This window comes from Georgenia deserti (assembly GCF_042680605.1).
Taxonomy (GTDB): Bacteria; Actinomycetota; Actinomycetes; order Actinomycetales; family Actinomycetaceae; genus Allobogoriella; species Allobogoriella deserti.
On record NZ_JBHUEE010000002.1, the window covers coordinates 349,265 to 361,935 of the forward strand.

At 72.1% G+C, this 12,671-nt stretch carries 11 protein-coding genes and 1 tRNA gene; 5 read left to right on the plus strand and 7 right to left on the minus strand.

All coding sequences use genetic code 11. The features are described 5' to 3' along the window. Positions 1-7 precede the first annotated feature (7 nt). On the minus strand, positions 8-235 hold the full coding sequence (locus ACFSE6_RS05300; RefSeq protein ID WP_388004048.1) for a hypothetical protein: 228 nt from the start codon (positions 233-235) through the stop codon (positions 8-10). Positions 236-368: 133 nt separating this feature from the next. Between ACFSE6_RS05300 and ACFSE6_RS05305 the strand changes: the two genes are divergently transcribed. The 3 genes from ACFSE6_RS05305 (at position 369) to ACFSE6_RS18965 (ending at position 2,379) form a co-directional block, all read left to right on the plus strand. Beyond that, positions 369-1,046, plus strand: a complete 678-nt coding sequence (locus ACFSE6_RS05305) for an SAF domain-containing protein (RefSeq protein WP_388003081.1) — start codon at positions 369-371, stop codon at positions 1,044-1,046. A gap of 38 nt (positions 1,047-1,084) precedes the next feature. Next, a complete protein-coding gene (mscL, locus tag ACFSE6_RS05310; protein ID WP_388003084.1) occupies positions 1,085-1,489 on the plus strand; it encodes a large conductance mechanosensitive channel protein MscL in 405 nt (134 codons plus the stop codon). Between the two features lie 341 nt (positions 1,490-1,830). Next, positions 1,831-2,379 carry a CGNR zinc finger domain-containing protein gene (locus ACFSE6_RS18965; protein ID WP_465254119.1) on the plus strand — a complete coding sequence of 183 codons (549 nt, stop codon included), beginning with the start codon at positions 1,831-1,833 and terminating at the stop codon, positions 2,377-2,379. Positions 2,380-2,460: 81 nt separating this feature from the next. Here the strand turns inward: ACFSE6_RS18965 and ACFSE6_RS05325 are convergent, their stop codons facing one another. The 5 genes from ACFSE6_RS05325 to ACFSE6_RS05345 all read right to left on the minus strand — a co-directional run bounded on the left by ACFSE6_RS05325 (position 2,461) and on the right by ACFSE6_RS05345 (position 9,762). After that, positions 2,461-2,673: a hypothetical protein gene (locus tag ACFSE6_RS05325; protein ID WP_388003087.1), complete on the minus strand. Its 213-nt coding sequence runs from the start codon at positions 2,671-2,673 to the stop codon at positions 2,461-2,463. 14 nt (positions 2,674-2,687) lie between these two features. After that, positions 2,688-7,256: a hypothetical protein gene (locus ACFSE6_RS05330; protein ID WP_388003090.1), complete on the minus strand. Its 4,569-nt coding sequence runs from the start codon at positions 7,254-7,256 to the stop codon at positions 2,688-2,690. A 471-nt stretch (positions 7,257-7,727) separates the two neighbouring features. Continuing rightward, positions 7,728-8,684: an aldo/keto reductase gene (locus tag ACFSE6_RS05335; protein WP_388003093.1), complete on the minus strand. Its 957-nt coding sequence runs from the start codon at positions 8,682-8,684 to the stop codon at positions 7,728-7,730. Between the two features lie 88 nt (positions 8,685-8,772). Further along, positions 8,773-9,648 (minus strand): amidohydrolase family protein, encoded by an 876-nt coding sequence (locus ACFSE6_RS05340; protein WP_388003096.1) that lies wholly within the window; start codon positions 9,646-9,648, stop codon positions 8,773-8,775. A gap of 41 nt (positions 9,649-9,689) precedes the next feature. Next, positions 9,690-9,762: transfer RNA gene (locus tag ACFSE6_RS05345), tRNA-Arg, on the minus strand. A gap of 124 nt (positions 9,763-9,886) precedes the next feature. Here ACFSE6_RS05345 and ACFSE6_RS05350 point away from each other — a divergent pair. Next, entirely contained in the window at positions 9,887-10,450 is a 564-nt protein-coding gene (locus ACFSE6_RS05350) for a type 1 glutamine amidotransferase domain-containing protein (RefSeq protein ID WP_388003099.1), read from the plus strand. A 318-nt stretch (positions 10,451-10,768) separates the two neighbouring features. Next, positions 10,769-11,074: an STAS domain-containing protein gene (locus ACFSE6_RS05355; protein WP_388003102.1), complete on the plus strand. Its 306-nt coding sequence runs from the start codon at positions 10,769-10,771 to the stop codon at positions 11,072-11,074. A gap of 79 nt (positions 11,075-11,153) precedes the next feature. Here ACFSE6_RS05355 and ACFSE6_RS05360 read toward each other — a convergent pair whose 3' ends face one another. Continuing rightward, positions 11,154-12,608, minus strand: a complete 1,455-nt coding sequence (locus ACFSE6_RS05360; RefSeq protein WP_388003105.1) for a dicarboxylate/amino acid:cation symporter — start codon at positions 12,606-12,608, stop codon at positions 11,154-11,156. Between the last annotated feature and the right edge of the window lie 63 nt (positions 12,609-12,671).

Genomic DNA, 12,671 nt, shown 5'->3' on the forward strand with positions numbered 1-12,671 from the left:
CAGGCTTCTACCGGACGGACTCGCGCGCCGAGGCCCGCAGCGGAACCGGCTCCTCCTCGAGCTCGTCGAACTCGTCGAGTTCCTCGGACTCCTCGAGTTCCTCCGGGTCGTCCTCCGGCTCCCCCGGCTCGTCGAACTCGTCCTCGTCGGGGTCGGGTACGTCGGGGTCGGGTACATCGTCCTCCTCGAGCTCGTCGTCGGCCCCCGCGAAGGCAGCCTCCTCCTGACTGGTCACGCTCACATCGACGACGTGCCGACTATCGGCTGATGTGACGGGCTGTCCACAACCGGTCTGCCCGCGGCTGCCCCGTCCCCAGGTCGGCGGAACCGCCCGGTCATGACAGCCTCCGCCGGCTTACGGTCGCGGCATGCTGGCCCGTCCCGCACCTCCGCCGTCGTCCTCGATCCGAGCGCGAGCGCGCCGATTCCTGTGGCGCCGGCGTCACCTGCTCGCCGCCGTGTGCGTCGCGGCCGCCGCCGCGATCACCCTGGAGGCGGTCCGGCCGGCTCCGCCGCCCACCGAGCCTGCGGTCGTCGTCACCGGCGACGTCCCTGCCGGGACCAGATTGACGTCCTCCGACCTCGCCGTGCGTGACGTTCCCGCTCGGGCGCTTCCGGACCGGGTGCTGACCGCGATCGACGACGCCGTCGGTCGGCCCCTGGCGGTGGGCCTCGGCGCCGGGACGGCGTTGCAACCCGCCATGCTCACCGGACCGGGGCTTTCGGCCTCGGCACCGCCGGGCACGGTGGTGGTCCCGGTCCCCGTGGCCGACGACGCGACCGCCCAGCTCGCCCGGCCCGGTCAACGTCTCGACCTGGTAGCTCCCGCGCCCGCCGGTGCCGAACCGAGCGGCGACGCTGCGCGCGTCGTCGCGCGCGACGTGGTGGTCCTGGCGAGAGCTGCCGGGTCCGGCGGCGGCGGATTGCTGGGCGACACGCGCGACATGGCGCACTACCTGTACGTGGCTGCCGACGAATCTGACGCTACCGTTCTCGTTGGCTCGGGTGCGTGGGCTCCCCTCCGTGCCGTTCTCCCGGGTCAGTGAAATGACCGGTGCGTACGCACACGCAGATAGGACACGTCATGCTCGCTGGATTCAAGGAGTTCATCGCCCGGGGCAACGCCGTCGACCTCGCGGTCGGTCTGGTCATGGGGACCGCCTTCACGGCGATCGTCACCGCCCTCGTCGACCATGTCATCAACCCGCTCATCGCCGGACTGGTCGGCCAGCCGGACTTCACCGACATCTGGCACGTCACGGTCGGCGAAGCCACGATGCTTCCGGGGGCCGTCCTCACGGCGATCATCCAGTTCCTCCTGGTCGCCGCGGCGATCTACTTCCTCGTGGTGATGCCGCTGAACAAGCTGGCCGAGCGGCGCAAGGCCGGCGAGGAGGAGGCTCCGGAGGCACCGGCCGAGGACGTGCTGGTCCTGCAGGAGATCCGCGACCTGCTGGCCGCACAGTCCGGCCGCGGGCAGCAGAGCTGACTACCAAGCACAGGAGGGCTCGGCTTCGTCGCCCGGCCACCGAGACCGACATGTCCCCTCAAGGAGGGGCGCTTGGCCGTCGGGCGACGGAGTCGAGCGCTGCACGCCGGGAGGTGCTTACCACGCCCTACTGATGGCGAACGGGGGGATCTGAGGGTGTACCTGCAGATCCACCCGCCTGGCTCCACAAGCGACGCACCGTACGTACACGATCACACCCTCCGATGTGAGGTGGCGTGACTCGGGCCGCCAGGCGTGTTCGTGAGGCGGCGTCACTCTGGCGACAGGGACCGGCTCCTGCGGCATTCGCGTCATGACGGCCACGGTGCTGTAATGCCCTTATGCATCTCAACCCTTACGGCGAGTATGCCGTGCTGCTCGCCGGTTCCCTGGCGAATTGCTGGCCCGACAGCCGGGACGAGATCGTGAGTCGCACAAGGGATTTCGGCATGACGATGGAGTTCCCCGTTCCCGGGCCGCCGGACGACCACGAGAACACCCGCCGGGTCATCGACGAGTGGTTGACTGTCGTCGACGCCCGCGACCCGCACCGTCGCGCAGACCTCCTCAACCGACAGATGGCCGCAGCTACCGCCTACCCTCGGCTGACTGACCACGACGGCGAGGGCTGGCACCTGCACTACCGCGACGATCACATGTCGCTGCCCAAGGTACTTGCCGCCGTCATCAGCGTCGGTACTGCCCTTCACCTCACCACCCGGGGCATGCACCGGCTCAGACGATGTGCGGCGGGGGAAACGCCAAGCGACGGATGCACGGCCGTCGTCGTCGACATCACGCGGAACGGAACCCGACGGTACTGTTCCGTCCGGTGCGCGAACCGGGCGGCAGTCCGCCGTCACCGGTCAAGACCGCGGTCCACCGGGTGAGGCTCGCGCTGGGAACGCTGGGATCAAACCACTTCGGAACGAGGCCAGTCCCGGGTGTCGCCCCGTAATCCCCCCGAGCGGTCAATGACTAGTGCTTCCCCAGTGGGGTGGGATGTCCCGGCGGAGGCGTTCGTCGTTCTCCGAGCGCGGCACGCCCCGGTCGGGCTCGGCACCGGCGTCGTGCCGCCCGGAGTTCTCCGGCTCGTGCAACGCCTGTGTCGGATCGCTGATCTCGCCGGCCTCGAGGCGGCGCCGGTCGACGTCGGAGAGGCGCACCACACGCCGGTGAGCCATCGCCGGAGCCAGCCTCAGCCCCGCCGTCGGACGACGTGCCCGAGAACCGCGTCGATTTGCGCTCCACGCCGGGTGAGGGCGAGCTCGCCGCGCAGTTCCTCGATGAGCTCACCGTCGTCCCGGCCGGCACCGTCGGACTCGATCCAGGCCACGAGCTCGTCGAGCTGGTCGTCACTGTAGGCCGCCAGCGGCAGCCCGGGCACCACCTGGGGTCGGGGGCCGCGTGGGCGCAGCTTCGGCGCGTTCTCTGCCGGCGGCTCGTCAGTGCCGGGCGCCGCGTTGCTGTCCGGGTCCCCGTCGACCTGCCCGGCGGGGGCGTCGTCGTAGGTGTGGGGCAAGGCTGTCATGTCTTCGGCCGCCGGCCGCGCGGCTGCCGCCGCGGCCTGACGCTCCTGCACGATCGAGAGCACCTCGTCGTAGATCGCCCGAGCCTCGGCCTGCGGGTCCATGAAGACCGCCGCCGAGAAGGCCATGTGCACACGCCAGCCGCGAGCGGCGAGCCGTTCGACCCAGTGTCGGTCGCGTCGACGCAGGGAGGCCTCCGCGACATATTCGTCGTCGTCGGTCAGCACGGCCACGACCAGCTCGCCCGGCAGGTCCGGGTGCCCGATCGCCAGCGGGATGCGCACCCCGCCGTCGACTCCGTAGCGCGGCACGACGGTCAAGCCAAGCCGCCAGAGGCGTTCGGCGAGGTCGACGAGGAGCTGGTCCGGCCGCTCCACCTCCCCCGAGTCCGCCTGCTGGGCGGGCAGTTCGCCGGTGGCCGACTGTTCGATGAGGTCGGCCAGTAGCTGGGGTCCCGGCTGCTTCAAGCGGGACCGGTCCAGGTCACCCGGCCCGATGCAGCTGACGAGGACGAGTTGGTGGCGCACGGCGTCGAGGGTGTCCACCAGGCACGCGAGTCCGTCGGGCTGGGAGATGACGCCGAACCGGTGCAGGACCCGCCCGTGCGGGGTCTTGCCGAAGCCGACCGAGAGAATGACGACGTCGCGCCGGAGCCCGCTGGCGGCGTCAACCTCGAGGACCGTGAACGGCTCCTCCCGGTCCGGCCGGAAGAACTCGGCCACGGCCGGGCTGTTCGCGACGGCGGCACCGACCGCGTCGCGGACCCGCTCGGCGTGCCGGTCGTTGAGCGCGACCACCGCGAGCGAGTCCTCGGGCGTCGTCAGGGCGTGCTCGATGACGAGATCGACGACGTGGTCCACCTCGGGCTGGACCGACTCGACCGCCTCGCGTCCGGGGCCTGGCATGCCGAACCCGTCCACGACGTCCAGCCGCATCCGGGAGGCGGACGGCGGTGCCGGCACGGACCGGATGACGCCGTCGTAACCGTGGCGCGCGAGGAAGGCGGAAATGCCCTCGTCGCGCTGGGCACGTTCCGTCGGCAGCGTCACGGACGGCAGCACAGGGGCAAGCGCCCCGACCAGTCCGTCGCCGCCCCGGCGGGAGTCGCCGACGAGGACAACCTGGCGGGCGCGGGCGAGCAAGGAGACGGCCTGCTCGACGGGCAGGTGCTGAACGCCGTCGAGCACCAGCAGATCGATCGTGCTGCCCTCGGGCACGATCTGCGGCACCATCATCGGCGCGATCAGCCAGACCGGGCGGGCCACCGCCGTCGGGCCCGGGTAGCGGCGCAGGAGGTCACGAAGGTCGACGCCGTGGGGCTCCCCCAGCGCGTGGTAGAGCCGGGCGGAGACTTCCCGTTGCGCGCGCACCGAGGTCCGGATTCCCTCGGCGACGGCGCGGCGGACCGGTCCGGCGAGCGAATCGACCTGCGCCGCGTCCAGTTCACGGAACCGTTGCGCCAGCGCCTGCAGGGCGGGGCCGTCGTGGCCGGCGAGCGCCGGTGCGGTGCGCAGCATGCGTTCGAGTACCGAGGACCACCAGGCCAGGTCCAGCTCCGCACCGACGAGGGCGGTGGGAACGCGCCGCTCGGCGAGGTCGTCGACGAGCTCACCGAGCCCGCGGTCGCGGAGTTCGCCGAGCACCTGGGTCCGCTCGGGCAACAACCGCAGGGACGGCGCGTCGAGGCCGAGCTCCTTCATCCGCTCGCGCAGCTCGGCCAGGGGCATCGTCGTGAGGTCGGCGAGCCCCGCGCCCGTCCCGATGACGGGCTGCAGCGCCTCGACATCGGCGCGCACCTCTGCCTCGGTCTGCTTGATCTCGGCCAGTCCGTCGGGCAGCCGCGGCCAACCGCCGGCGGGGTTGTGCCGTCGCCAGATCTCCCGCTGCTCCTGGACGCGCACCAGCTCGGCGTGCAGGTCGGAGACCGGCCGGCCGGGACGAAGCATGTCCTTGGCCTGCTTGCGCAGCCGGCGGCGGACGCTGCCCTTCATGGCCACGCCGTTCTCCCGGCGCCACGCGCGCGAGGCGGTCGCGACGGCCATGTCGGCCGCGGAGCGCTCGAAGATCTGCGGTTGGAAGACGTCCAGTGCTTCGGCGACGCCGTCCAACATCCGCAGCTGCTCGGACCACTCCTCAAGGGTGGTGGCCCGCTCCAGGCCGGTCTGGGCGGTCACCCGGCCGACCTGGTCGATGAGGGCCGGCAGCGTCAGCTCGCCGAGCCGTTGGGTGCGCTCGAGCGCGGCCGACGCACTCGTCGCGTCGGTCAGGCGCGCCCCGTACCACGGGGTGTCGTGCGGACGGAGGGTGAACGCACCGAGGGCGGAGGCACGTACGAGCAGGTCCCGCGCCTCCTCGAGCTCGGCGCCGGTGAGCCGGCGCAGAGCCTGCTCACCGAGCCGGACGCGGGTACGCGGCCCGGGGCGCTCCGCGGTGAGACGGGCGAGCTCCTGCAGCGCGTCGTACGCGGAGACGCCCCAGGGCTCGTGAGCGGCGTGCAGCCCGTCGATGTAGTCGCCGAGCTCGCGGCGGGTGGCCGTCAGGTCCTCACGCACCCGGCGGATCGCCTCGTCGTCGACCTCGACGCGGACCGGGTCCAGGCCCGCACGCAGGCGTTGCGGAGCGGTCTCGCGCCACCGGTCGTCGGTCGCCAGGTCGAGCAGCAGCTCCTCAAGACCGAGGTCGCGCAGCCGCGTCAGCAGCGCCTTACCGGTGCGGCGCGACCCGGGCACGTAGACGGTGGTACGGCCGGAGGCGGCGGCGTCGGCGACGACGGCAGCCAGGGTGCCGACGACGTCGGCACCGGGCGGGGCGTCGAAGAACACGGGGCGTCCGGTGGCGACGGCGTCGACGGCGTGCGCCTGGTCGACGTCGAGGTCTCCGACGCCGCGTTCGTCCTCCGGGGCGCGGTCGCTCGGCACGTGCGGCGGCAGCGGTACGTCGAGCGCCGCGCGCGCGTCCTCGTCCCCGGCCAGGGCCGCGACCACGTCGGAGCCAGGGAGATGGTCCGCCATCGCGTCGAGGTCGTCGACCAGGACCTGCCCGGGGTGGACGAAGGGCCCGACGACCAGGCGTTCGGTGAGTTCGAACCCGGGCAGGTGCGCCGCACCGAGGGCGGCGAGCTCGTGCAACGCCGCGCGTGGGGAAAATCCGTGCTCGGTATAGGCGGAGCGGGCGACGGCCCCGAGGTCCTGCTCGATCCCGGCGGCGCGCAGCGCGCGGACCAGCACCGGGTTGACCTCGATGGCGGACTCGAGATGGAGCGACTCGTCGGTGTCCGCGCCGACGCCCGCGGTCAGCCGGACCGGTCGCAGCAGCACCGGGGCGTGGACGGTGCGGACCGGGGCGCGCAACTGGTCCGCCGGAGCGGTTGCGACGTCCACCGGGTCGGTGTCCGGGGTGATGTCCGGCGCGGCCTCGGGCGCGGCCTCCGGCTCCGCGCCGGGCTCTGCGCGGTCGGATGCCTCCGGCGCGTCCCCGGCGGTCCGAGGTGCCTGCGGGCCGGACTCCGGCGACGCCGCGGACTCTGGCGACGGCGCCGGTGGCGGCAGCGGCTGGGAGCCGTCATCGGGGGCGTCAGCAGTGGGAGCGGCGGCCGATCCGGCGTCGGTGCTGCCCTCGTCTTCGTCGTCGGACTCGCCCTGGTCCGGCACGACCGGGCCGGCGGAGGACGCGGCATGGTCGGCGTGGGCGTGGCGCGGGTCCGAGGAGACCTCGAGGACCACCTCTCGGGTGTCGCTCGTGTCCGGAGCAGCAGGATCCGGGAGTTCGGTCCAGGTGGCGACGCCGATCGCCAGGTAGGTCGGCGCGAGGCCGTAGCGCTGGGCGAGCTCGTCGGCGCGGGCGCGCACCGTGCGGGCGTTGCGGCGCGCGGCGTGCTGTGCGGCGCCCTCCCGGACGAGGTTGCTCAGCCTCGTGGGCCGCCCGGCGTAGAGCTGGGCAAGACCCGAGGGGTGGGCGGCAGTGAGGTCGATGACGGCGTCACCGAGCAGCGTGAGATCGGCCAACGTGCTGGCCCCGCCGAGCTCGACGAGCTTCTCCCGCCAGCCGGCCGCCGCCGCACGGACGACGTCGGCGCGCTGCTGCGGGACAGCACGAGGGGCGGAACGGGCCGGCGTGACCGCACCGAAGGCGGCACCGTCGGTCGCCGGCGCGGTCTCGGGCGAGCGCCGGCCGGACTTGACCGGGGCGGCGGCGTGGCGGCGGGCCGTCCCACTGCGGCGGAAGAACGCAGGCGTCATTCCTCCACGGTAGGTAGCGGGAGCCTCTCAGGCGTGGAGCCGCGCCGCAGACTCGCCGAAAACTGCCTCGTTCCGGGGTGGGTCACCGGCGTGCCGGGCCGATTCTCGCGCGCACCGGCCTGACGTGGACGATGGAGCGCGACGCGCAGGGGGGCAGGCGTCGCGCTCCATCTGGCACACAGCATGGACCCTGACGCCGTTCCGACGCAAACGCATCTTTGCGGCGTCGCCCCGGCGGGGTGAACCTCCGTGGTGGAGGAAGACTACGGCCCCGGGCCCCCACACCCCTTGCGGGATGTCCCTCCGGAAGCCCGGGACACCAGGACGGTATCCGCCTGTGAGTCCAGGATGCCCCCAAAAGTGCCCGTTGAGCGTGGCCGGAAGCGGCCATGGCAGGTTCCTGCCACGCTCCGGACGGGTACCTGACGCCCATTCGGTGTGCCAGGCGAACAGCTGTGCGCATCCAGGTCGTCAGGGCAGCCGATCCTGCTCCGGCAGCAACGCGTCGAGCTCGGCCCACAGCTCGTCCGGCACCGGGGCGCGTAGCCACGCGACCGAGTCGCGCACCGTGGCCTCGGAACCGGCGCCGAGGACCACCGCGTCCACGGCAGGGTGCCGAACGGGGAACTGCAGGGCCGCGGCGCGTAGCGGGAGATCGTGTGCCGCGCACGCCCCGTCCATGTGCCGGGCCGCCGCGAGCAGCCAGTCGGGCGCGGGCGCGTAGTTGAAGCGGGCTCCGGGGGCAGGGTCGACGAGGATGCCCGAGTTCAACACCGCGGCGGCCAGCACGCGGATGTCCCTGTCGTGGCACAGGTCGAGCAACCCCTCCTCGGCGCGCCGGTCCAGCAGCGAGTACCGGCCGGCGATCATCACGGTGTCGACGTCGGTCTCCGAGACGAACCGGCGGGCCGTCCCGGTGACGTTCGTACCGACGCCGTACCCGTTGAGGACTCCCTCCGCCCGTAGGCGCGACAGTGCCGGTGCGGCCTCGTCGAGCGCCTGGTCCATAAAGTCCTCGGGGTCGTGGACGAGCGCGAGGTCCACGCGATCCAGGCCCAGGCGTTCCAGAGACTCCTCGAGCGAGCGGAGCACGCCGTCGGCGGTGTAGTCCCGGCGCCGCGAGCGCCGGGGCGTGCCGTAGAACTCGTCGGTGCCGTCGACGGCGGCCGGATCGTCCACGAGCAACCGGCCGACCTTGGTCGAGATCGTGAAGCTGTCCCGGGGCTTGGTCCGCAGGAACCGGCCGAGCCGTTCCTCGGAGAGTCCCACGCCGTAATGGGGGGCGGTGTCGAACCGACGAACCCCGAGCTCCCACGCAGCCTCGAGAGCGGCCTGGGCCTCCTCCTCCGCGACCGGCCGGTACAGGCCCGCAAGAGCGGCGCAGCCGAGTACGCACCGCGGCGTGACCGGCGTCGTCGCTGGCTCCATCGAGTCCGTCCTTCGTCTCCGGTGGCGGTCGAGCCACCCCGCGGACGGGGCGGTCCGGCCTCGAGGTATAGCACGGGCGGTGGGGCGATCAGGAATACGTCCGGGCTGCGGTCGCGCCGAGGATCGCGCGGCGCTCGTCCTCGGAGAGCATCGCGACGACGTCGAGCAGGCCGGCCATGACCGTCGGGTAGTCCCCGGCGAGGGTCGAGACCGGCCAGTCGCTGCCGATCATCAATCGGCTCGGTCCGAAGCATTCGAGGGCGTGGTCGACGAAGGGCTGCCAGTGCGCCGGGCGCCACGGGGAGGGCGAGACGGTGCCGAGCCCGGAGATCTTCGCGCGCACGGTCTCGGCGCGCGAGACCTCGCGGAGCTGTGCGGCCCACTCTCGGGCGGGCTCGCTGTGCCACCCGGAGGCGATCGGAGGTTTACCGAGGTGGTCGAGCACGAGCGTCAGGTCCGGGTGACGCTCGGCCACGGTGGGGATCTGAGCCACGAGATCCGGGCGCTCGGCCACGGCGTCGAAGGTCAGTCCGCTCCGCTCGAGCACGCGCATGCCGTCCGCGACGTCCGGGCGGAGCATCCATTCGGTGTCCGGCTCGTCGTGGATGAGGTGGCGTACGCCCACGAGCCGTGCGTCGGCGCGCCTGGTGAGTGCCTCCTCGCACGCCCCTGCGTCGGCCAGGGGCAGCCAGCCGACGACATCGGTTCGCACGGGCGCCTCATCATCCGCCGCGCGCAGCAGTTCGTCAGTCTCGGCGAGACTGTCGGAGGCCTGGACGAGGATAAGACGGTCGACGGCGAAGTCGGGCAGGTGCGGGGCGATCTCCGTCAACGTGTGTGTGCGGTGCAGCGGCCCGGAGGTGATCCAGGGGTAATGCACACCGAACGGGCCACCGGTGAGGTCCCACACATGGACGTGTGTGTCGGTGACCGGGATCCGGTCTCGTCCTGGTCCTGGCGGCATGGACCCCTCCCGCCCTCATCGGCAGCTGAACGGTGTCAGGGTGCCCCCGGCAGGATTCGAACCTGCGACACCCGCTTTAGGAGAGCGGTGCTCTATCCCCTGAGCTACGAGGGCCGGCAACCGGGGACCAGGGTACCTGGCGGCGGCCGTGCACGACGCGCCGCCTCCGGATGCCCTCCCCCGCCGAGGTCCTTAGCGTGGGACACGTTCCACCCCACGTACCGGAAAGGAGTTCGGCATGGCTGACCTGAACGGCAAGAAGGTGGCCTTCCTCGCCACGAACGGTTTCGAGGACAGCGAGCTGACCAGCCCCTGGGAGGCGGTCACCGACGCCGGCGCGCAGGCCGTCCTCATCTCCCCCGAATCGGGGACGATCACCGGCAAGAACGGTCACGAGGCGAGCGTCGACCTCGGCACCGCCCAGGCCGACGCCGGTGACTTCGACGCCATGGTGCTGCCCGGCGGCGTGGCGAACGGCGACCACATGCGGCTGGACTCGGCTGCGGTCTCGTTCGTCCGCGACATCTTCGCTCAGCACAAGCCGGTCGGCGTCATCTGCCACGGCGGCTGGATCCTCACCGACGCCGACGTGGTGCGCGGCCGCACGCTGACCTCGTACCCGAGCCTGCAGACCGACCTGCGCAACGCCGGTGCCACCTGGGTCGACGAGGAGGTCGTCGTCGACGCCGGGTTGGTCTCCAGCCGCGTGCCCGACGACCTGCCGGCGTTCAACGACAAGCTCGTCGAGGAGATCGGCGAGGGTGAGCACAGCGGGCAGACCGCCTCGCCGGCAGCCGGCTGACACAGCGGACCTGCCGACCGCAGACCCGACCCGACTCGACCGGAGGGCGCCACGGGGCCGCCGTGGCGCCCTTTCGTCTGTCCGCGCACATCACCCGTCGATCCGGGCACGTGCTCCGTTCAGGCACGCCACCGCCCTGCCGGCGCGGGCGTCCGAGCCGTGAAGGCTCCCCGGCTGCGTCGATCTGTGGGACGGTGGGCAGGCAGGGGGAATTCCCCATATACGAGAGGTAGGCCCGACATGCCGACGCAGGGCCCGCCATCGGGGCCGTCCTCGGGCGACTCACCTGACTGGCCGGCACCGGCCACCTTCGGCACGGTGTCCATTCTGTTCTCCGCCGGACGCACCCGCCTGGTGCTCTCCGGCGCCATCGACGCCACCGTGGGCGAGGAGATGACGTCCGCCGTCGCCGAGTGCACGGCGAGCGCGCTTCCGGTCGACGTGGACGCCCGTACCGTGACGTTCCTGGACTCCTCGGGTGCCGCGCACCTGGCCCGGCTCGCCCGTACCTTGCCGGTCCGAGTGATTCAGCCGCCCGACGCGATGCGCTTCGTCCTGTCCGTGACGGCGCTGGACTCGACCGTCGAGATCCTCGACGACGCCCCGGACTACCCGGTCCGGTGACGCGCGGCCCGGCGCCCAGTGACGCCGGGCCGCGTTCCGCCACCGGACGGACCGGAAGCCGCACGGGCCGATCGGACGGTCAGGCCCGGTCGGCGACCAACTCCTCCGACGTGTCGTCGGCCCGCTCGGTGCCATCGTCCTCGTCATCGTTCTCGTCCTCGGCGAAGAGGTCCTCCGCGTTGGCCGAGGAGTACTGGTCCGTGTCGAGGATGCGCTCACGGCGGGAGACGATCGTGGGCACGAGCGCCTGTCCCGCGACGTTCACTGCGGTCCGGCCCATGTCGAGGATCGGGTCGATGGCCAGCAGCAGACCGACGCCCTCCAGGGGGAGGCCGAGCGTCGAGAGGGTCAGCGTCAGCATGACCGTCGCTCCGGTCAGCCCCGCAGTGGCCGCCGAGCCGACCACGGAGACGACGACGATGAGCAGGTAGTCGGTGATCGCGAGGTCGACACCGAAGAACTGCGCCACGAAGATCGCCGCCAGCGCGGGGTAGATCGCCGCGCATCCGTCCATCTTCGTCGTCGAACCGAACGGGACGGCGAAGGAGGCGTAGGCGCGCGGCACGCCGAGGTTGCGGTACGTCACCCGCTCGGTCACCGGCAGAGTCCCCACTGACGAGCGGGAGACGAACCCGAGCTGGATCGCCGGCCAGGCGCCCTTGAAGTAGCTGAGCGGGCTGAGACCGTGCACCCGCAGCAGCACCGGGTAGACGACGAAGAGCACGAGCGCGAGGCCGAGGTAGACGGCCACGGCGAAGGTGCCGAGGTTGGTCAGCGACTCCCACCCGTAGGTGGCGATCGCGCGGCCGATGAGGCCGAGCGTGCCGAGCGGCGCGAGACGGATGATCCACCACAGCACAGTCTGGATCACCGAGAGCAGCGAGGCGTTGAAGGCGAGGAACGGTTCGGCCTTCCGGCCCACCTTGAGCGCGGCGATACCGATGGCCAGGGCGACCACGATGATCTGCAGGACGTTGAAGCTCACGCCGGTGTCGACGCCGAGCACCGCGCCGTCGTCGGCGGTCTCCAGCGCGCTGGAGGCCTCCAGTCCGAGCACGTTGACGGGGATGAGGCCCTGGAGGAAGTCGAGCCAGGACCCGGTGCTGCTCGGGGCGGCGGCGTCGTCGGCGCTGACGGCCGCGTTGGCGCCGGGGTTCAGCACGAGTCCGAGCCCGATACCGATGGAGACGGCGATCAACGCGGTGATCGCGAACCACAGCAGGGTCTGTCCGGCGAGTCGGGCCGCGTTGGTCACCCCGCGAAGGTTGGCGATGGACGCGACGATGGCGGTGAAGACGAGCGGCGGGACGACCGCACGCAGCAGGCTGACGAACGAGGACCCGATGGTCTCGAGGGTGACGGTGAGCCAGTTCGGCTCCCCGTCAGCGCCCTCGCCGAGAGCCAGCGCGGCCCAGCCGAGCAACGCGCCGAGGGCCAGGCCGATGAGGATCTGGACGCTGAAGGAGGGCAGGCGGAGACGACGCCTGCTCCCGGCGTCGGTGGTGGCAGAGGAGTCGGTGGTGGAAGAGGACACGACGATGACCTTTCGTGAACGGTGCGGTCGGCACGTGGCGGCGCCGACGGGTCAGCGGTCGCC